The sequence below is a fragment of the Klebsiella sp. K5-306 genome (assembly GCF_051835185.1).
Taxonomy (GTDB): domain Bacteria; phylum Pseudomonadota; class Gammaproteobacteria; order Enterobacterales; family Enterobacteriaceae; genus Klebsiella; species Klebsiella oxytoca.
The window spans coordinates 120,815-140,318 of sequence record NZ_JAIFJY010000007.1; the positions used below are offsets into that span (position 1 = coordinate 120,815).

Annotated in this window: 19 protein-coding genes; 14 read left to right on the top strand and 5 right to left on the bottom strand. The window is 54.3% G+C overall.

Translation table 11 applies throughout. From position 1 onward, the window contains the following. Positions 1-74: 74 nt before the first annotated feature. Both rlmG and K2184_RS13070 read right to left on the bottom strand, forming a co-directional pair. Positions 75-1,205, bottom strand: coding sequence for a 23S rRNA (guanine(1835)-N(2))-methyltransferase RlmG (rlmG, locus tag K2184_RS13065; protein ID WP_004115706.1), 1,131 nt, complete (start codon positions 1,203-1,205; stop codon positions 75-77). Positions 1,206-1,309: 104 nt separating this feature from the next. Further along, positions 1,310-2,653 (bottom strand): glycoside-pentoside-hexuronide (GPH):cation symporter, encoded by a 1,344-nt coding sequence (locus K2184_RS13070; protein ID WP_004105949.1) that lies wholly within the window; start codon positions 2,651-2,653, stop codon positions 1,310-1,312. Positions 2,654-2,760: 107 nt separating this feature from the next. On the opposite strand from K2184_RS13070, the gene K2184_RS13075 reads away from it, so the two are divergent. The 6 genes from K2184_RS13075 (at position 2,761) to sstT (ending at position 9,761) form a co-directional block, all read left to right on the top strand. Further along, positions 2,761-3,627, top strand: a complete 867-nt coding sequence (locus K2184_RS13075) for a helix-turn-helix domain-containing protein (protein WP_004105950.1) — start codon at positions 2,761-2,763, stop codon at positions 3,625-3,627. A 128-nt stretch (positions 3,628-3,755) separates the two neighbouring features. Further along, complete coding sequence (locus K2184_RS13080) at positions 3,756-5,399, top strand: glycoside hydrolase family 43 protein (protein ID WP_163524789.1); 1,644 nt, start codon at positions 3,756-3,758, stop codon at positions 5,397-5,399. Between the two features lie 78 nt (positions 5,400-5,477). Continuing rightward, positions 5,478-5,981, top strand: coding sequence for a M48 metallopeptidase family protein (locus K2184_RS13085; RefSeq protein ID WP_014839612.1), 504 nt, complete (start codon positions 5,478-5,480; stop codon positions 5,979-5,981). A gap of 69 nt (positions 5,982-6,050) precedes the next feature. Then, a complete protein-coding gene (locus tag K2184_RS13090) occupies positions 6,051-7,040 on the top strand; it encodes a Gfo/Idh/MocA family protein (protein WP_004105959.1) in 990 nt (329 codons plus the stop codon). Between the two features lie 250 nt (positions 7,041-7,290). Continuing rightward, positions 7,291-8,259 carry a TerC family protein gene (locus K2184_RS13095; RefSeq protein WP_004105962.1) on the top strand — a complete coding sequence of 323 codons (969 nt, stop codon included), beginning with the start codon at positions 7,291-7,293 and terminating at the stop codon, positions 8,257-8,259. Between the two features lie 254 nt (positions 8,260-8,513). After that, positions 8,514-9,761, top strand: coding sequence for a serine/threonine transporter SstT (gene sstT, locus K2184_RS13100; RefSeq protein WP_004105963.1), 1,248 nt, complete (start codon positions 8,514-8,516; stop codon positions 9,759-9,761). A gap of 15 nt (positions 9,762-9,776) precedes the next feature. On the opposite strand, the gene K2184_RS13105 is transcribed toward sstT, so the two are convergent. From K2184_RS13105 to uxaC, 3 genes are all read right to left on the bottom strand, one after another. Then, complete coding sequence (locus tag K2184_RS13105) at positions 9,777-10,331, bottom strand: YgjV family protein (RefSeq protein ID WP_004105965.1); 555 nt, start codon at positions 10,329-10,331, stop codon at positions 9,777-9,779. 309 nt (positions 10,332-10,640) lie between these two features. After that, a complete protein-coding gene (locus K2184_RS13110) occupies positions 10,641-12,128 on the bottom strand; it encodes a UxaA family hydrolase (protein WP_004105968.1) in 1,488 nt (495 codons plus the stop codon). 18 nt (positions 12,129-12,146) lie between these two features. Further along, positions 12,147-13,559, bottom strand: a complete 1,413-nt coding sequence (gene uxaC / locus K2184_RS13115; protein WP_004105970.1) for a glucuronate isomerase — start codon at positions 13,557-13,559, stop codon at positions 12,147-12,149. Between the two features lie 480 nt (positions 13,560-14,039). Here uxaC and K2184_RS13120 point away from each other — a divergent pair, with 480 nt between their 5' ends. The 8 genes from K2184_RS13120 to K2184_RS13155 all read left to right on the top strand — a co-directional run bounded on the left by K2184_RS13120 (position 14,040) and on the right by K2184_RS13155 (position 19,188). Beyond that, positions 14,040-15,341: an MFS transporter gene (locus tag K2184_RS13120; RefSeq protein WP_004115725.1), complete on the top strand. Its 1,302-nt coding sequence runs from the start codon at positions 14,040-14,042 to the stop codon at positions 15,339-15,341. 127 nt (positions 15,342-15,468) lie between these two features. Then, entirely contained in the window at positions 15,469-16,245 is a 777-nt protein-coding gene (exuR, locus tag K2184_RS13125) for a transcriptional regulator ExuR (protein ID WP_004105974.1), read from the top strand. A gap of 338 nt (positions 16,246-16,583) precedes the next feature. Further along, positions 16,584-17,246, top strand: coding sequence for a DedA family general envelope maintenance protein YqjA (gene yqjA, locus K2184_RS13130; RefSeq protein WP_004105976.1), 663 nt, complete (start codon positions 16,584-16,586; stop codon positions 17,244-17,246). An 8-nt stretch (positions 17,247-17,254) separates the two neighbouring features. Then, on the top strand, positions 17,255-17,632 hold the full coding sequence (mzrA, locus tag K2184_RS13135) for an EnvZ/OmpR regulon moderator MzrA (RefSeq protein ID WP_160886235.1): 378 nt from the start codon (positions 17,255-17,257) through the stop codon (positions 17,630-17,632). Positions 17,633-17,771: 139 nt separating this feature from the next. After that, a complete protein-coding gene (locus K2184_RS13140; protein ID WP_004105978.1) occupies positions 17,772-18,140 on the top strand; it encodes a DUF1090 domain-containing protein in 369 nt (122 codons plus the stop codon). Between the two features lie 45 nt (positions 18,141-18,185). Beyond that, positions 18,186-18,491, top strand: a complete 306-nt coding sequence (locus tag K2184_RS13145; protein WP_004105979.1) for a DUF883 family protein — start codon at positions 18,186-18,188, stop codon at positions 18,489-18,491. A 2-nt stretch (positions 18,492-18,493) separates the two neighbouring features. Continuing rightward, the gene (locus K2184_RS13150; protein ID WP_004105980.1) at positions 18,494-18,892 is read left to right on the top strand and encodes a phage holin family protein; all 399 of its coding nucleotides are present in this window, start codon (positions 18,494-18,496) and stop codon (positions 18,890-18,892) included. Beyond that, on the top strand, positions 18,889-19,188 hold the full coding sequence (locus tag K2184_RS13155; RefSeq protein WP_004105981.1) for a YqjK-like family protein: 300 nt from the start codon (positions 18,889-18,891) through the stop codon (positions 19,186-19,188). Before K2184_RS13150 ends, K2184_RS13155 begins: the two co-directional genes overlap by 4 nt. Positions 19,189-19,504 lie beyond the last annotated feature (316 nt).

Consider the following 19,504-nt stretch of genomic DNA (forward strand, 5'->3'; position numbering starts at 1 on the left):
AATAATCCCTGTCCGATTAATATAAATAAGCAGGCCATAGCGGCCTGCTTATCCAGGAACGAGATTATTATCTTTTAACGCGCCTTACGCAATTTCACCGCTTTTAAAACCACAAATTTATTATTAGTGGCGATCGTCGTGCAGTTACCGAACGCGCGCTTCAGCTTGCGGAAATAATCGAGGTGGCGGTTACCGACGACATACAGCTCGCCGCCGTACTTCAGGCTACGACGGGCATCGTTAAACATCTGCCAGGCAATATGATCGGTGATCGCATGCTGCTGATGGAACGGCGGATTACAGAGGATGGCGGCGAAGCGGTCCGGTTCAATATCGGACAGCGCGTTATTCACCATAAACTCGCAGCGCTCGAGGTCATCCGGCAGATTGGTTTCGACGTTCAGTCGGCTGGAAGCGACCGCCATATAGGACTCATCGGTAAACATCACCCGGGCGTCGGGGTTTAAAGCCAGCGCTTTCAGGCCAATCACGCCATTGCCGCAGCCGAGATCGGCGATCTCGCCTTCAATATTTACTGGCAAGTGTTCCAGGAAGAAGCGCGCGCCAATATCCAGGCCGCTGCGGGCAAACACGTTGGCGTGGTTGTGAATCGTCCACGGTGTACCGTCCAGCTGCCAGCTGTAAGTTTGCGGCGCATCGGCTACCTCAGGCGCGGTAAAGGTACAGAAAATCAGCCGCGCCTTTTTCCAGGCCAGCGATGTGGTGGTGGTGCCAAGGATTTTCTCAAACAGCGCCAGGGTGGAATTGTGGACGTCGCGAGCTTTCGCAGCGGCAATGATGCGGGTTTCTGGCGTGACAACCGCGCGCAGAGCGCGCAGCTGCTGCTCCAGCAGCGCCAGCTGTTTTGGTACTTTAATGAGCACCAGTGCCGGAGCTGCGGGCAGTTCGCTCAAGGGATCCTGAAAACGTACGCTCTCTTCATCAATGCCGTTCATCCGCAGGTTGTAGCGGGTCGCCAGCTCAGAGACGTAGGAATCGTTGATGCTGACCGGATTGCGTTCCGCCAGCGCGCAGCCCAGCGCGCCGAAGCTGTCATTGAAAATGAGCGTCAGGCCGTCGACATCATTCACCTGTTGCAGCAGATATTCATCCGCCGCTTCCCACGCCTGAAGCGCTTCCTCTTCAGCATTCGGCGGGAACCGCTCTAATGTGAATAACTCACCGTTTAACTCTACCTGGCTCATCGCCTTTGTGCCTCCGGAACTCTAAAACCCGCGAGTTTATACGCAAACTCCGCCCAGTAGAATAGAGATGCGCCGATTATCTCCTTCTTCCGGGCGATAGCCCGTTACGCCGGGAGGTCGTCCTGCGCCATGCGCGACAGGCGCTTATCGTCCAGACTATATTTGCTCATGATAACAATCAGCAGCGCCACCAGCACGCCGGGGAAGACGGTAAACAACAGCTTAATCATCTGCAGCGCGGACTCGGTTTGCTGGGCTGCGCCGCCGACGTAGTCGCCCCAGGCCAGCATATAGCCCACCAGCGCGCCGCCGATGGCGATCCCCAGCTTGATGGCAAACAGGTTCGTTGAAAAAACGATCCCGCTGAGCTTTTTACCGCTGCGTTTTTCTTCCGCATCGATGATATCGGACAGCATGCTCCACTGCAGCGGCGTGGCGGCCAGCTGGATAATATTGATGATAATCACCAGCGCAAAGATAGCGGCTACGTTCCCCGCCGGGACGAAGTACATGCCCGTCAGCAGCGCCGCCTCGATGGCCATCGAGATTTTAAACCCTTTCACTTTATCAATATTTTTAAAGATAAACGGTGAGAGCATCGCCCCCAGCACGCCCGAGGCCAGGGTGGTGGTCAGCAGCAGGCTACCCAGATCCGCCCGCCCCATAATGTTGTTGACGTAATAGAGCGTGGTCCCGCCTTTAAACAGCACCGCAATCAGGTTAACGACGTTGAGCGCGAACAAAATGCGCCAGTCCTTGTTGGCGAGCAGAGTTTTTAGATCGTCAAGAATGCTGCTTTGGTTGTTGACCGCGATATCCGTGGTGTAACGCTCTTTCGTCAGGCCAAAACAGATAAAGAACAGGATGATGCTCAGGCCCCCCATTACGATCATGGTGTAAAAATAACCGTTTTGTACGTTCCCCTGGCCCAACCACGCCACCAGCGGTAGCGCGGTCAGCGAAACAATCAGGCCGCCAAGCGTACTGAGCGCAAAGCGCCAGGACTGGAGCGATACGCGCTCGCGGGAGTCGTTAGAAATATTATTGATCATCGCGCAATACGGAACGTTAATCGCCGTATAAACCAGCGATAATAAGGTATAAGAAACATAGGCATAAATGAGCTTGCCGGTATAGCCGAAATCCGGCGTATAAAAAGTTAAGCAGCAAAGAACGCCAAAAGGAATGGCGAACCATAAAATATAAGGTCGGAATTGCCCATATTTAGTTCGGGTACGATCCGCCACCGCCCCCATTAATACATCGGTCACCGCGTCTAATACCCTTACCGCGAGAAACATGGTTCCCATATGCGCCGGACTTAAACCAAATACATCGGTATAAAACCAGGCCATAAACAGCATCACTGTTTGCCAGACTAAATTACAGCCGGTATCCCCTAACCCATAGCTAAATTTTTCTTTAATACTGATACGGGCAGTGTTCATCGCGCCTCCGCCAGAAACATCATTAATATTTGTCCTCTGTACGTTATTGCGAAGGGCCTACCGATTATGTATAAATCATCCTGTTAAATATAAGAAGAGTGTACCCGATGAGTGACGAATCTCCCGTTTTCGAAAAGATCCCCGTGGGCGCCGGCGAGCTATTTACCTTACGGGTAGATAACATAAATGATTTCAATGGTATAAACGTAGTCCCCCATTTTCATATGATGGACGAACTGATGTGGTTCAGAGAGTCGGCAGGCAGCTATTCGATTGGTGATGAAAAATTTACGATAAAAAACAATACTCTGGTTTTCGTCCCTGCCTTATTGATCCATGAAATGACGCTGCCGGCCGCTGCCAGCCACAAGCGTTATCTTATGCAATTCGAAAAAGAGTGGCTTGAGGGATATGACCTGTCGCTACCCGCCGCGCACTGCGGCGCAGTCGCTTACCTTTCCGGCGAGGAAGCCGAGCGTCTGGAGCTGCTCCTGAGCTGGTGCGGCGAGTTCAGCGACTTTGCCGATTCGCTGTTCCGTTCCCTGATGCAGAGCGTGCTGCTGCATGCCTTTAACAGCCTGAAAGATTCCGTCCCCATTACCGAACGGACCAACCACCGCTACCTCAGCGAGCTGATTGAACTTCTGCAATCCATTGATGAAAATGAAAATTTTGAGATGACGACCGAAGAAGCCGCCCGCCGCTGCCGGTGGTCGAAATCCTGGTTTTCCCGCACCTTTAAATCCGCCTTCGGTATCAGCTTCAAAAAATTTATGCTGCTGCGCAAACTCAATATCGCTATCAACCTGCTGACCAATACCGACCTGAAGATCAGCGATATCTCGCAAAGCGCCGGCTTCACCGACAGCGCCTACTTCTGCCTCAAGTTTAAGGAGATGATGAACGACACCCCGCTGGCCTTCCGTCATAAAGTCAGAAGCACCGATGCCGTAGGCAGCCGGGCGGAGAAATAACGCGGTTTTGTGAGCGCCGTCACCGGATAAGTAGACGTTTATTATATAAATAGCCAGAGTCTATATATCCCCTTTGCTATCGCCTGTTTACAATCATCGCTATATTTTGCGCATTAAGGGTAAATACGATGATTCAGAATCCTGTTTTTAAAGGTTTTAATCCGGACCCCTGTATCTGTCGGCGCGGCGATGATTATTATGTAGCTGTCTCTTCCTTTGAATGGTTTCCCGGCTTGCCGATTTACCATTCGAGAGATCTCAAACATTGGCAATTACTCACCCACGTTCTCACCGATGATACGAATCCGGATTTAAAAAAGCTGCCCTCCGCCAAAGGTATTTGGGCGCCAAGCCTTACCTGGTGTGAAGAGGAAAAGCTGTTCTACGTTATTTATGGCGTAATGAATTCCATGAATTCGCGTTATTTTGATGTAGATAACTATCTTATTACCGCCAGTGAAATCAGCGGCCCGTGGAGTGAGCCGGTTTATCTTCACTCGGCCGGCTTCGATGCTTCTATCCTGCACGACAGCGACGGTAAAAAATGGATCGTTTCACTGGAGTGGGAAACCCGCGAAGGTTACGAAAAACCGGGCGCCATTTGCCTGGTGGAGTATTCACCGCAAAGGCAAAGCGTTGTCGGCTATCCGCAGCGGATCTGGCGCGGCGGGACCGATCGCGGTTGTATAGAAGCACCGCATTTGACGCGCCGCGGCGACTATTACTATCTGATGGTCGCTGAAGGCGGCACCGGTTACGGCCATGCGGTCACTATGGCGCGCGCAACGCAGGTCGCTGGCCCCTATGAAGGCGATCCGCAAAATCCTATCGTCACCGCCTGGCCGGAGAATTTTAACGAGCGCCACGATGCAGGTCATCTCAAACCACACTACTTCAATCCGCAAACCTATCTGCAAAAGGCCGGGCACGGCAGCTACGTCGAGTCCCCGACGGGGGAAGTCTGGTTAACCCACCTTTGCAGCAGACCCTTCCGCCAGGAGTTGCGCTGCCCGCTAGGCCGCGAGACGGCGATACAAAAGATGGTATGGAGCGACGATGGCTGGCTGCGCATGGCGGCCGGGGGGAACCTCGCTCAGCACCAGGTGGAAGAGTCTAATCTGCCTTCTCAGCCGTTTCCGGCTAAACCAGACAGGGATGATTTTGATGGGCAGACGCTGGATAACGCCTTCTATGCGCCGCGGATCCGCTTTCAGCGCTTTACCAGCCTTGAGCGTAAAGCGGGTTACCTTGCCTTACGCGGTCAGGAGTCGCTGAGCTCGCTGAATAAAGTCAGCCTGCTGGCGAAAAAGCTCACCTCGGTATACGCCACCATCACCACGAAAATGGATTTCAGCCCGGAGATTTATCAGCATAGCGCGGGCCTGGCGCTTTACTACGACAATATGAACTATCTGTTTTTGCATAAAACCTGGGATGAAGCCTCCGGCGCAGCGCAGCTGGCCATCATTTATATGGACAACGGTGAGCGTCACGACGACCCGCAGAAAATCTGCCTTACGGAGGGGGAAATCTATCTGGCGATGGCGATTAATGGCCGGGAGATACAGTGCTCGTGGTCCGTGGATGGCGAAAAATATCTCAACATCGGCGCGGTCTACGACACCTCGCGTTTTTCCGATGAATACAGCCGCTATGGCGAGTTTACCGGCGCGTTTGTCGGCATGGCCTGCGTGGATAGCATGCTGCATCGTAAAGAGGCGCTGTTTGACTTCTTTAGCTACCGGGCAGTCGAAGACGCGATAATCGAGTAACGCTGCCTTTCTGGCATCCTGCCCGCGCGGGGTGCTAGAATCCGCGGCTGTTGTCGCTGAATTACGCAAACAGGCCGCATGAGCACTTTAACCTATCTCCAGGGCTACCCTGAATCCCTGCTGGCGCAGGTCACCGCGTTAATCGAACAGAACCGTCTCGGCGAGGTGCTGAAAAAGCGCTATCCGCAGGGCCACGATATCAACAACGATAAAGCGCTGTATCAGTACACCCAGGATCTGAAGTCCCGCTATCTGCGCGGCGCGGCGCCTATTAACAAAGTAATGTACGACAACAAGATCCACGTGCTTAACAACGCGCTCGGCCTGCATACCGCCATCTCCCGCGTTCAGGGCGGCAAGCTGAAGGCCAAAGCCGAAATTCGCGTCGCCACCGTCTTTCGCGATGCGCCGGAGGATTTTCTGCGGATGATCGTGGTGCACGAGCTGGCGCACCTGAAGGAAAAAGAGCACAACAAAGCGTTCTATCAGCTGTGCTGCCATATGGAGCCGCAGTACCATCAGTTGGAGTTTGATACCCGCCTGTGGCTGACACAGCTTTCGTTAGAGCGTTCTGCGCCATAGCGCACTGGTTTTGTCATGATGCCGTGCTACAGTGACGAAAGGTCCCTTTTACGGAGTTCGTCAACGTTTATGATACGTTTCGCAGTTGTTGGCACAAACTGGATAACCAAGCAGTTTGTCGATGCCGCCCATGAAACCGGCAAATATAAACTCACCGCCATCTACTCCCGCAGCCTTGAGCAAGCCCAGGCTTTCGCCAGCGACTATCCCGTCGAACATCTCTTCACTTCGCTGGAAGATTTAGCGCAAAGTCCTGACGTTGACGCGGTCTATATCGCCAGCCCAAACTCGCTGCACTTTCCGCAAACCCGCCTGTTTCTGCGCCATAAAAAGCACGTCATTTGCGAAAAACCGCTGGCCTCGAATCTGCAGGAAGTGGAAGCCGCCATTAAGACGGCGCGGGAAAATAACGTGGTGCTCTTCGAAGCGTTCAAAACCGCCAGCCTGCCAAACTTCCTGCTGCTTAAACAAGCATTCGACAAGATCGGCAAGCTGCGCAAAGCCTTTATTAACTACTGCCAGTACTCTTCCCGCTATCAGCGCTATCTCGACGGTGAAAATCCCAACACCTTCAATCCGGCCTTCTCTAACGGCTCGATTATGGACATCGGCTTTTACTGCCTGGCCTCGGCGGTCGCGCTGTGGGGCGAGCCTCGCGCGGTGCACGCAACCGCCAGCCTGCTGGAGAGCGGCGTCGATGGCCAGGGCACGGTCGTTCTCAGCTACGGGGATTTTGATGTCACTTTGCACCACTCAAAGGTCAGCGACTCGGCGATCCCCAGCGAAATTCAGGGCGAAGCTGGCGCGCTGGTGATCGAAAAAATCTCCGAATGCCAGAAAGTGTGTTTCGTGCCGCGCGGCGGCAAGTCTCAGGATCTCACCCAGCCGCAGCATATCAATACGATGCTGTATGAAGCGGAGGAGTTCGCGCGTCTGGTCGAAGCCAACGAGGTGGTTCATCCGGGTCTGGAAGTGAGCCGCATCACGGCGAAGCTGCTGAGCGAAATTCGTCGCCAGACCGGGGTCGTGTTCCCGGCGGATAGTCAACCGGTGGCGTAAAGCTGTGTAAATGGTCCGTCGGCCTCCATTGACGCCATTTATAACCTGTAATACTTTGTTACGCGCAAAGGGGAGTAACTTCCTTGCCGGCCGATCGTCATTACGATGCGTGAAAAACCGCATCCGGTCGCCGGGCAACAGATTCTTGTTGTAAGTGAGACCTTGCCGGAAGGCGAGGTCTATGCATAAAAGCGCAGCGGCTGCCGTCTTCCGACGTCAGCCGTTTTGTTTTTATCTAAGGAAAATAGTAATGAATACTGTCGGCACACCGTTGTTATGGGGCGGATTCGCAGTGGTCGTGGTCATTATGCTGGCTATCGATCTGCTGCTGCAGGGACGGCGTGGTGCACATAGCATGACCATGAAGCAGGCCGCTGGCTGGTCAATTCTCTGGGTTACCCTCTCGCTGCTGTTTAACGCCGCTTTCTGGTGGTATCTGGTGCAGACCGAAGGTCGCGCCGTGGCCGACCCGCAAGCGCTGGCGTTCCTCACCGGCTATCTGATTGAAAAAGCGCTGGCCGTGGATAACGTCTTCGTCTGGCTGATGCTGTTCAGCTACTTTGCCGTTCCGCCTGCGCTACAGCGCAGAGTGCTGGTTTACGGCGTACTGGGCGCGATCGTGCTGCGTACGATCATGATCTTCGCCGGTAGCTGGCTGATCTCTCAGTTTGAGTGGCTGCTCTACGTCTTCGGCGCCTTCCTGCTGTTTACCGGCGTGAAGATGGCGCTGGCGAAAGAAGATGATTCCGGGATCGGCGATAAACCGCTGGTGCGCTGGATCCGCAATCATCTGCGCATGACGGATAAAATCGAGGGTGAGCGCTTCTTTACCCGCAAAAACGGCGTTATCTACGCCACGCCGCTGCTGCTGGTGCTGATCCTGGTCGAGCTGAGCGACGTAATCTTTGCCGTTGACAGTATTCCGGCCATCTTCGCCGTGACCACCGATCCGTTTATCGTGCTGACCTCCAACCTGTTCGCGATACTTGGCCTGCGCGCGATGTATTTCCTGCTGGCGGGCGTCGCGGAGCGCTTCTCGATGCTGAAATATGGCCTGTCGGTGATTCTGGTGTTTATCGGCATTAAGATGCTGATTGTCGATTTCTTCCATATTCCTATCAGCATTTCTCTGGGCGTGGTCGGCGGTATTCTGGTGCTGACCCTGCTTATCAACGCCTGGGTCAACAAGCAGAACGATAAGAAAAAACAGCTGCAATAAAAGGTAAACGACCGGGTGAAGACCCGTTTCACCCGGTCGGCAACGTTCGCCGCGCATTATTCTTACTCATGTCACAAAATAGTTAATGCATAGTTAAAAAATAAGATCTCAGCGCGATAAACAGCATTTTACCCTTCCCCAATAGCGTTCTTTCCGTATACTCAACCAGGCAAACATCTATTTACATCCGGACATAAACGTTACAAATAATACGTAGCCGGGACGGACAGCGACATCACTGGAAGGAATGAATTATGGCAACCCCATCACCCCGATCGACCCTGCTACGGCGGCTGGCTCAGGGCAGTCTGGTCAAACAAATTTTAATCGGTCTGGTACTCGGCGTACTGCTGGCGACGGTCTCAAAACCGGCCGCCGTCGCGGTTGGACTACTGGGTACGCTGTTCGTCGGCGCGCTGAAAGCGGTAGCGCCGGTGCTGGTATTGATGCTGGTTATGGCCTCCATCGCCAATCATCAGCAGGGGCAAAAAACCAGCATCCGCCCGATTCTGTTCCTCTATCTGCTGGGGACTTTTGCCGCCGCGTTAACCGCGGTGCTGTTTAGCTTCCTCTTTCCGTCAACGCTGCACCTGAACGCAGCGGCAGAGAGCATTACTCCGCCGTCGGGCATCGTTGAAGTCCTGCGCGGGCTGCTGATGAGCATGGTTTCTAACCCGATTGACGCCCTGTTGAACGCTAACTACATCGGGATTCTGGTCTGGGCCGTCGGTTTAGGGTTCGCGCTGCGCCACGGCAATGAAACCACCAAAAATCTGATCAACGATATGTCCCACGCGGTGACCTTTATCGTTAAGGTGGTGATTCGCTTTGCGCCGCTGGGTATCTTTGGGCTGGTCGCGTCAACGCTGGCGACGACCGGGTTTGAAACCCTGTGGGGCTACGCCCAGCTGCTGCTGGTGCTGGTTGGCTGTATGCTGCTGGTGGCGCTGGTGATTAACCCGCTGCTGGTGTTCTGGAAAATCCGCCGCAATCCCTATCCGCTGGTGATGACCTGCCTGCGCGAAAGCGGCGTATACGCCTTCTTTACCCGCAGCTCCGCCGCCAACATTCCGGTGAATATGGCGCTGTGCGAAAAGCTTAATCTGGATCGCGATACCTATTCGGTCTCTATTCCGCTGGGCGCGACCATCAACATGGCCGGCGCGGCGATTACCATTACGGTACTGACCCTGGCGGCAGTGCACACGCTGAACGTTCCGGTCGATCTGCCGACCGCGCTGCTGCTCAGCGTCGTTGCTTCGCTGTGCGCCTGCGGCGCTTCCGGCGTGGCGGGCGGGTCGCTGCTGCTGATCCCGCTGGCCTGTAATATGTTTGGTATCCCGAACGATATCGCCATGCAGGTGGTCGCCGTCGGCTTTATTATCGGCGTCCTGCAGGACTCCTGCGAAACCGCGCTGAACTCCTCAACCGATGCGCTGTTCACCGCTGCCGCCTGTATCGCTGAAGACGAACAGCTGGCGAAGAACGCCCTGCGCAGTTAATCTCCCCCCCCTCCGCTAACGCGCGGAGGGGGTTTCCTTCTGTACCGCCTTTTCCACTTTAAACGGATCGATACCGCGCTTCTGCATCCGCCGGAAACGAATGATATTCAGGCCGTTCATCAGCAGGAAGCTGCCTTCAATCAGAGTGCCGCCGATCGAACCCAGCCAGAAGTTGTGGATCACCCAGCAGGCGGTTGCACACCACATCACGCAGCGGACGGTGAGCCCGGAGCAGCGAAAGAGCGCCCAAGTACTGGCCAGGGTGCCAATAATCGGCAGCAGCTCCATAGCGTGCTGCAGCTTCGCCAGCCCCAGTACCAGCGTGAGCACAATAAACAGGGTCATCACCCACAGCCTGCGGGTGCGCATGGAGACGAGGGTACGAACGGTATTCAGCTCGGCGCTCATACCCGCCGGCCAGGCGCCCATCAAAAAGAAATGCACGCCAATGGTGGCGCTATAAACGGCTAGCTGGAGCTTAAAGCGGCGCTCATCGCGATTGAAAAATGTCGTAATACCGATCAGAAAGGCGATAACGCCAACGCTCTGGGCAAGCCAGTATGCGGTCATGGGAAATCCTTATATACCCGTCATACTTCAAGTTGCATGTGCGTTAGCCGCGTTCGTTCACCCCGGTCCCTTACTTCAGTTAGCTCCCGGGGATACACTCACTTGCCGCGTTACTCGGCCTGCGGTCTTGCCCCTTCGGGGCCAGCGCCAGCGCTGTTCAAAGCACAAGTGCTTTGTCCTGCAACTCGAATTATTTAGGGTATAAGACAAAACGGCGCATCATACTCAGAAACGCCGCTTTTGAAACGCCTCCCTTTATTACTCAATAAGGTTTCACGCCGCAGCTGTGGCGTGAAAGATAACGAGTACTTAAAGGGTGACGCCGCTTTTGAATATCGCCAGTTCGCGGAAATCATTACGCTCGTTGCAGGTTTGCTTACCGTTGGCAAAGGCCACAATAGTATCGACAAACTCTTCCAGCAGCTGCGGCATCGCTTTACCGTGAATCAGCTGACCGGCATCGAAGTCGATCCAGTGTTTTTTCTTCGCCGCCAGTTCGCTGTTGGTGGCAATTTTCACCGTCGGAACGAAACCGCCGTATGGCGTGCCGCGTCCGGTGCTGAAGAGCACCATATGGCAGCCCGCGCCGGCCAGGGCGCTGGTCGCTACCGCATCGTTGCCCGGCGCGCTCAGCAGGTTAAGACCGTGCACTTTCAGCCGCTCGCCGTAGCGCAGGACGTCAACCACCTGGCTGGAGCCCGCTTTCTGCGTACAGCCCAGCGACTTATCCTCAAGCGTAGTGATGCCGCCCGCTTTGTTGCCCGGCGATGGGTTCTCATAAATCGGCTGGTCATGAGCGATAAAGTACTGTTTGAAATCATTAACCATCGTCACCAGCTTGCCAAACGTCTCTTCATCGCGACAGTGGCTCATCAGCAGCTGTTCGGCGCCGAACATTTCCGGTACTTCGGTCAGCACGGTAGTACCGCCGTTAGCAATCAGGTAGTCCGAGAAACGGCCTAGCATCGGGTTAGCGGTGATGCCGGACAGACCGTCTGAACCGCCGCACTCGAGACCAAACTTCAGTTCACTCAGCTTACCCGGCTCGCGCTTATCGTGGCGCATCACGTCATATAGCTGACGCAGATGCTCCAGCCCGGCTTCCACTTCATCATCCTGATGCTGGCAGATCATAAAGTGGACGCGGTCAGGGTCGAACTCGCCCAGCGTTTCGCGAAATGCATCAACCTGATTGTTTTCGCAGCCCAGGCCGACCACCAGCACCGCCCCCGCGTTCGGATGGCGCACCATGTTTTGCAGCATGGTACGGGTGTTGATGTGATCGTCACCGAGCTGTGAGCAGCCGTAGGTGTGACTGAAGAGATGTACGCCGTCAATATCTTCCGCGTCGTTCGTCTCTTTCAGGAATCGATTCTGCATTTGACGCGCCATGGCGTTGACGCAGCCGACGGTCGGCAGGATCCACAACTCGTTGCGCACGCCGACTTCGCCGTTGGCGCGACGATAAATCTGGATATCGCGATCCGCCGGCTGCGCGGCGGGTTCGATAAGATCCGGTTGATAGCTGTACGCGTCGAGATCGCTTAAGTTAGTACGCGTATTGTGGGAGTGGATATGTTCCCCCGGCGCGATATCCGCCAGCGCATGCCCTATCGGCAGACCGTACTTAATGACGTTGTCTCCCTTCGCAATGCCGCGCAGCGTAAACTTATGCCCGCGCGCAATATCCTGAGCCAACGTGACCGTATCGCCGTCAATGGTGACTACCGTGCCTGCCGCCATATCCGCCAACGCTACCGCGACGTTATCTTGCGAATGGATTTTAATGTATTGCATATCAACCGACCTCTGGTCTTAGTTCAGTTCAATGGCGAAGTAGTCACGCGCATTGTTAAAGCAAATATTTTTCACCATCTCGCCCAGCAGCTGAATGTCCGCCGGGGCTTCTCCCGCTTCAACCCAGCGACCAATCATCTGGCACAGGATGCGACGGAAATATTCATGACGGGTGTAGGAGAGGAAGCTGCGGCTATCGGTCAGCATCCCGACAAAGCGGCTCAGCAGGCCAAGCTGCGCCAGCTGGGTCATCTGACGTTCCATACCGTCTTTCTGATCGTTAAACCACCAGCCGGAACCGAACTGCATTTTGCCCGGCATACCTTCCCCCTGGAAGTTGCCGATCATGGTGCCCAACACTTCGTTGTCGCGCGGGTTAAGGCAGTAGAGGATAGTTTTCGGCAGCAGGTTTTCTTCGTTCTGTTTGCTGAGCAGTTTGGACAGCTCTTCCGCCATCGGACGGTCGTTGATGGAGTCAAAACCCACATCCGGCCCTAACAGTTTGAACTGGCGCAGGTTATTGTTGCGCAGCGCGCCGATGTGATACTGCTGTACCCAGCCGCGACGGGCGTATTCCGCGCCGAGGAAAACCAGAACCGCCGTCTTGAACTGCGCAACCTCATGCTCGCTAAGGGCCTCGCCAGCCAGACGACGCGCCAGGATGCTATCCAGTTCGCTTTCGTTGGCTTCGGCAAACAGCACCACGTCCAGCGCATGGTCAGAAACTTTACAACCGTGAGCGGCGAAGTGATCCAGACGTTTAGTCAGCGCGGACTGGAGATCGGCAAAGCGGCGGATATCGGTGTCAGACACTTCGCCCAGCTTCGCCATGTAGTCGTTGAAGGTCGCCTGTTCGATATTGAAGGCTTTGTCCGGACGCCAGCTTGGCAGCACTTTCACGGTGAAGGAGCTGTCTTTAGCGACGGAAGCGTGATGCTCGAGAGAATCGACCGGATCGTCGGTGGTGCCGACCATTTTCACATTCATCTGCTGCATGATGCCGCGAGCGGAGAAGCTCTCCTGCGCCAGCAGATCGTTGCACTGATTCCAGATTTCGTCCGCCGTAGCCGGAGAGAGGACTTTACCTGTAATACCAAAAGGACGACGCAGCTCAAGATGAGTCCAGTGGTATAACGGGTTACCGATGGTATGCGGTACGGTGGCCGCCCAGGCGTCAAATTTCTCGCGATCGGAAGCATCACCGGTGCACAGACGCTCGGCTACGCCGTTGGTACGCATCGCACGCCATTTATAGTGATCGCCTTTTAGCCAGATGTCATACAGATTTTTAAAGCGGTAATTTTCCGCAATCTGCTGCGGCGGCAGGTGGCAATGGTAGTCGAAAATCGGCTGGTCTTTCGCGTAATCGTGGTACAGACGGCGGGCAAACTCGGTATCAAGCAGGAAATCTTCGGTCATAAACGGTGTCATTTTCGTGTCCTCTTCGCCCCCGGGGGAGCCCATCAGATGATTGACTATAATGCTGACAAAGTTATCACACCAATTTCTACAGACCGAAGTATTTTTCGTGAGTTAGATCAATAAACGATGACAAAAAAAGTACCATGAAAGGAGTAAACGGCCCGCCAGAGCGCGCCAGCTCTGGCCTTTCTCGCATGAACGAATGCCCACACAAACTTTCCCACTTTTGTGACGTCACTCAACTTTTGAAGTTGTATGACAAGTTATCTTGCTGCCGTCGAAACATATAAACCGACGGAATGCATTACCGACGAAATATCACGTCGGATTTACCGGTATGGACACCGAATTAGACACAACAGTTAATGGCAAGGTTCGGGCCATACGAGGTTTCCTCTCCTGAACCCTCCGTTTCACCTTCTTCGCCGCCGTTACAGGCAAGAAGATAGCCGCACCCGCTGCGGATATATAACAAACGATGAGGTTTACATGCGTAAAATTAAAGGGTTACGTTGGTACATGATCGCACTGGTGACCTTAGGCACCGTGCTGGGGTACCTGACGCGTAACACTGTGGCGGCAGCTGCGCCGACTCTGATGGAAGAGTTACACATCTCCACCCAACAGTATTCCTATATCATCGCGGCCTATTCCGCTGCCTATACCGTCATGCAGCCTGTCGCCGGCTACGTGCTGGATATTTTAGGTACCAAAATCGGCTATGCCTTCTTTGCTATCGCCTGGGCCGTGTTCTGCGGCTCTACCGCGCTGGCGGGAAGCTGGGGCGGTCTGGCGCTGGCGCGCGGCGCGGTGGGTGCCGCCGAAGCGGCAATGATCCCGGCGGGTCTGAAAGCCAGTTCCGAATGGTTCCCGGCGAAAGAGCGTTCTATCGCCGTCGGCTACTTCAACGTCGGCTCCTCTATCGGCGCTATGATTGCTCCACCGCTGGTGGTTTGGGCTATCGTTATGCACAGTTGGCAGATGGCCTTTATCATCTCCGGCGTACTGAGCTTTGCCTGGGCAATGGCGTGGCTGGTGTTCTATAAACACCCGCGCGATCAGAAAAAATTAACTGACGAAGAACGCGACTACATCATCGGTGGCCAGGAGTCTCATCACCAGACTAACAACGGCAAGAAAATGTCTCCGTGGCAGATTCTGCGTAACCGTCAGTTCTGGGGTATCGCCCTGCCGCGTTTCCTTGCCGAACCGGCATGGGGGACCTTTAACGCCTGGATCCCTCTGTTCATGTTTAAAGTCTACGGCTTTAACCTGAAAGAAATCGCCATGTTCGCCTGGATGCCGATGCTGTTTGCCGACCTCGGCTGTATTATCGGTGGATACCTGCCGCCGCTGTTCCAGCGCTGGTTTGGCGTGAACCTGATTGTTTCCCGTAAAATGGTCGTGACGATGGGCGCGCTGCTGATGATTGGCCCAGGGATGATCGGTCTGTTCACCAGCCCGTTCGTCGCTATCGCCCTGCTGTGCGTCGGCGGTTTTGCTCACCAGGCGCTGTCCGGTGCGCTGATCACGCTCTCTTCCGACGTATTTGGTCGTAACGAAGTGGCAACCGCGAACGGTATGACCGGCATGGCCGCATGGCTGGCCAGCACCATGTTTGCCCTGGTGGTTGGCGCGCTGGCGGATACTATCGGCTTTAGCCCGCTGTTCGCCGTACTGGCCATCTTCGATGTGCTGGGCGCGGTGGTCATCTGGACCGTACTGAAAAATAAATCTGCGGATGACGACAGCACTCCGCTGGAAACCAGTAAGCCTGCCACGCAAAGCTAGTTAAACGCGGGCTCCCCCCTCCCGAAGCCGCCTTGATGAAGGCGGCTTTTTCATTTCTTCTTGTGGTGAGAAGCGCGTAAAAGTGGTATAACAAATCCAATATTGTCGCCATCTCCCGGGAGCGAATATGGAAATCACTGAATCGCGTCGTTTGTATCAGCAGCTTGCCGCTGAGCTTAAGACGCGTATTGAACAAGGTGTCTACCTTGTAGGCGATAAGCTACCCGCAGAGCGGTTTATCGCTGACGAAAAAAGCGTAAGTCGTACCGTCGTTCGCGAAGCCATCATTATGCTGGAAGTTGAAGGCTACGTTGAAGTCCGCAAAGGTTCCGGTATCCACGTTATCTCCAATCATCCGAAACATCAGCAAATTGCCGATGAATCGCTGGAATTCGCCAATTATGGTCCTTTTGAGCTGTTGCAGGCCCGCCAGCTGATCGAAAGCAACATTGCCGAATTCGCCGCCACTCAGGTGACCAAGCAGGACATCATGAAGTTGATGGAAATCCAGGAAAAAGCGCGTAAAGAGAAGTGTTTTCGCGATTCCGAATGGGATCTTCAGTTTCATGTGCAGGTGGCGCTGGCAACGCAAAACACCGCCCTCGCCGCTATCGTGGAAAAGATGTGGACCCAGCGCGTACATAACCCGTACTGGAAAAAGCTGCATGACCATATCGACTCGCGTACCGTCGATAACTGGTGCGACGATCACGATCAAATTCTGAAAGCGCTGATTCGCAAAGATCCCCATGCGGCTAAGCTGGCCATGTGGCAGCATCTGGAAAATACCAAGCTGATGTTATTCAATGAAACCAGCGATGACTTTGAATTCAATGCCGATCGCTACCTGTTTGCCGATAATCCGGTAGTTCATCTCGATACGGCCGCCAACGGCGCAAAATAGCCCTTTATCTCCCTGCCGGGCAGCAACTCCTGCGCTGCCCGAAAAGCCCTCAGGGTAAGCAAAGCATATATAGTGTCAGCCTGTGTAAATACACTCGCCACCCTCCGCCGCAATCAGCAAAATCAGAATGCAACAAACTGCAATTTCTCTGACGTAAAGTCAGCGGGTTTGTTACAATTAGATGCATTTTGTCGTTCTGAGAGTAAGCTTTTGCTTACTTCACTTTTAAACAGGGAACCGTTCAGAGCGCAGTAGCGACCATAATCCAATAAGAAGCTATGTCGCCATGCATATGCCGCGTTCAGACGTGCCGTTAACCGATGTACCAGGAATCGTGAATGGAACTATTAACCCAATTATTGAATGCCTTGTGGGCTCAGGATTACGAAACTCTCGCTAATCCCTCCATGATTGGCATGCTGTACTTTGTCTTATTTATGATTTTATTCCTTGAGAACGGTCTGCTGCCCGCCGCCTTCTTACCAGGCGATAGCCTGCTTGTTCTGGTGGGCGTACTGATTGCCAAAGGCGCGATGGGTTTTCCACAAACGCTGCTGCTACTTACCGCGGCGGCAAGCCTGGGCTGCTGGCTAAGTTATATTCAGGGCCGCTGGCTGGGCAATACGCGTATCGTACAAAACTGGCTGTCGCATCTCCCTTCGCACTACCACCAGCGCGCGCATCATCTGTTCCATAAGCACGGGCTTTCCGCCCTGCTGATTGGCCGTTTTATCGCTTTCGTGCGCACGCTGCTGCCGACCATTGCCGGCCTGTCGGGCCTGAGCAGCGCGCGTTTCCAGTTTTTTAACTGGATGAGCGGGCTGCTGTGGGTGCTGATTCTGACTTCGCTGGGATATCTGTTGGGGAAAACGCCGGTATTCCTGAAATATGAAGATCAGCTGATGTCCTGCCTGATGCTGCTGCCCGTCGCGCTGCTGGTATTCGGCCTGATTGGCTCGCTGATCGTCCTGTGGAAGAAAAAATACAGGAGCCGGGGCTGACAATGGCGATAAAGCGCGCCTCTCTACGTCAGATAAGCTGGATGCTGGGCGGTTCGTTACTCCTGTGCGGCCTGTTCTGGCTCTGGCTCACCGTGCAGCAGCAGGAATCAACCCTGGCTATTCGTCCCGTTAGCCAGGGTATTAGCATGCCGGACGGTTTTTCCGTCTGGCACCATCTCGATGCCAACGGCATCCGTTTTAAGAGCATTACGCCACAGAATGACGGTCTGCTCATCAAGTTTGACTCCAGCGCTCAGGGAGCCGCCGCCAAAGAAGTTTTGGGTCGCGCTCTGCCGCATGGTTATATTATCGCTTTAGTGGAAGACGATGATTCGCCGACGGCCTGGATTTCCCGCCTGCGCGATACGCCACACAGATTCGGGTAATCAACGAAAATTCCGAATATTTTCACCCGGTTTGGTGATTTCCCGGTTTACTTACTATCATTAAGTTTGCGGAAGTCACCAGACTCACGTTTATCAACTGGATCGGGGTTATTCCCCCGCACAATGGAAGGTAGTATCCATGAAACACCGCATCGCTTTGCTCCTGGTTCTGTCATCACTTAGCGCCAGCGCCTTTGCCATCTCCCCTTGCCAGGAAAAAGAGCAGGATATCCAGCGGGAGATCAGCTATGCAGAAAAGCATAATAACCAGCATCGTATTGACGGTCTGAAAAAGGCGCTGAGCGAAGTGAAGGCTCACTGCAGCGACAGCCAGCTCAAAGCCGATCACCAGAAAAAAATCGCCAAACAGCAGGAAGAAATTGCCGAACGCCGCAACGACCTGCGCGAAGCCGAACAGAAAGGCGATGCTGATAAAATCAGCAAGCGCCAGCGTAAACTTGAAGAAGCGCAGCAAGAACTGAAAGAGCTGCAATCTCGCGAGTACTAATCGCTTAAGCAAGACCAATATGGACCACTTTAACAGGAGATAAACATGGCTAAAGATAACGTTGCAGAAGACCTGCGTGCGGAACTGAAGACGCTGGCTGATACCCTGGAAGAAGTGCTGAACTCCTCCACGGATAAGTCGAAAGAAGAGATCGGTAAGCTACGTAGTAAAGCTGAAAGCGCGCTGAAGGAAAGCCGTGTACGCCTGGGTGAAACCAGCGACGCTCTCATGAAGCAGACGCGAGAAACCGCTGCGCGTGCAGATGAATACGTCCGTGAAAACCCGTGGACCGGCGTGGGGATTGGTGCTGCCGTCGGGCTGGTGCTGGGTGTCCTGCTGACGCGTCGTTAATTATGGCGAATTCTAAAAGCACGCAAGGCCCCGGACAAAGCGTTTTCGGCATCGGTCAGCGCATCGTCACTTTGCTGGTTGAGATGGTGGAAACGCGCCTGCGCCTGGTCGTCGTGGAGCTGGAAGAGGAGAAAGCCAACCTCATCCAGCTATTCCTGATGCTCGGATTGACGCTGCTGTTCGCCGCGTTTGGTTTGATGAGCATGCTGGTTCTGATCATCTGGGCGGTCGATGCGCAATATCGATTAAACGTGATGATCGGCACCACGGCGGTTCTGCTGCTGGCAGCGCTCATTGGCGGTATCTGGACCTTACGCAAAGCCCGACGTTCAACGTTCCTGCGCTTCACGCGTCAGGAGCTGGCAAACGACCGCGCATTGCTGGAGGACGATAAGCCATGAGCCGCGAACAGCAGGAACGCGAACGACAAAAAGCGCTTTTGCTGCGCCTGATCCAACAGCAGCGGCTGGACCTTAGCGCCAGCCACCGCCATTGGCTTGAGGCAACTGCGCCCATTGATCGGGGCTGGAATACCCTGCTGAATCTGCGTTCATGGGCAATGGTCGGCAGCGGCCTCGTGGCAATATGGTCAGTTCGTCATCCGCGCTTTTTGATGCGCTGGGCAAAACGCAGCCTCGGTATCTGGAGCACCTGGCGGATGGCCCGCAATCTGCTGCGCCAGTCGTCATCACGCTGAGGCTAATGTTCATAGCGGAATGATATAAGCCGGGTCAGGCGCCAGCCGCCTCCCGGCATCATGAGCAGGCCTGCTTCCTCCTTGAATTTCATGACAGCCGCATCGCTTCTCCTTTCTTCTTTTCTCATCTCCAGCGCCGCTATAGCGGTTCTTCTATTCATTTGGTTTATCAATAATCACTCAGAATCTTTGAAGAAGATCTACAGTTTTCCTTGCTAACAATTCCGTCACGGCCCCGCTAATATTCACTCCATCGACAGCAACCCCGCGTAACACGCTGGATTACTTTGAAAAACAAAATCGCCGCCCTTTGGGT

Coding starts and splice junctions, on each gene's coding strand:
- K2184_RS13145 (WP_004105979.1), top strand. CDS start 18,186: ATGGCTAAAGATAACGTTGCAGAAGACCTGCGTGCGGAACTGAAGACG.
- uxaC (WP_004105970.1), bottom strand. CDS start 13,559: ATGACACCGTTTATGACCGAAGATTTCCTGCTTGATACCGAGTTTGCC.
- K2184_RS13085 (WP_014839612.1), top strand. CDS start 5,478: ATGAGCACTTTAACCTATCTCCAGGGCTACCCTGAATCCCTGCTGGCG.
- K2184_RS13140 (WP_004105978.1), top strand. CDS start 17,772: ATGAAACACCGCATCGCTTTGCTCCTGGTTCTGTCATCACTTAGCGCC.
- yqjA (WP_004105976.1), top strand. CDS start 16,584: ATGGAACTATTAACCCAATTATTGAATGCCTTGTGGGCTCAGGATTAC.
- K2184_RS13080 (WP_163524789.1), top strand. CDS start 3,756: ATGATTCAGAATCCTGTTTTTAAAGGTTTTAATCCGGACCCCTGTATC.
- K2184_RS13095 (WP_004105962.1), top strand. CDS start 7,291: ATGAATACTGTCGGCACACCGTTGTTATGGGGCGGATTCGCAGTGGTC.
- exuR (WP_004105974.1), top strand. CDS start 15,469: ATGGAAATCACTGAATCGCGTCGTTTGTATCAGCAGCTTGCCGCTGAG.
- K2184_RS13155 (WP_004105981.1), top strand. CDS start 18,889: ATGAGCCGCGAACAGCAGGAACGCGAACGACAAAAAGCGCTTTTGCTG.
- K2184_RS13090 (WP_004105959.1), top strand. CDS start 6,051: ATGATACGTTTCGCAGTTGTTGGCACAAACTGGATAACCAAGCAGTTT.
- rlmG (WP_004115706.1), bottom strand. CDS start 1,205: ATGAGCCAGGTAGAGTTAAACGGTGAGTTATTCACATTAGAGCGGTTC.
- K2184_RS13070 (WP_004105949.1), bottom strand. CDS start 2,653: ATGAACACTGCCCGTATCAGTATTAAAGAAAAATTTAGCTATGGGTTA.
- sstT (WP_004105963.1), top strand. CDS start 8,514: ATGGCAACCCCATCACCCCGATCGACCCTGCTACGGCGGCTGGCTCAG.
- K2184_RS13105 (WP_004105965.1), bottom strand. CDS start 10,331: ATGACCGCATACTGGCTTGCCCAGAGCGTTGGCGTTATCGCCTTTCTG.
- K2184_RS13120 (WP_004115725.1), top strand. CDS start 14,040: ATGCGTAAAATTAAAGGGTTACGTTGGTACATGATCGCACTGGTGACC.
- K2184_RS13110 (WP_004105968.1), bottom strand. CDS start 12,128: ATGCAATACATTAAAATCCATTCGCAAGATAACGTCGCGGTAGCGTTG.
- K2184_RS13150 (WP_004105980.1), top strand. CDS start 18,494: ATGGCGAATTCTAAAAGCACGCAAGGCCCCGGACAAAGCGTTTTCGGC.
- K2184_RS13075 (WP_004105950.1), top strand. CDS start 2,761: ATGAGTGACGAATCTCCCGTTTTCGAAAAGATCCCCGTGGGCGCCGGC.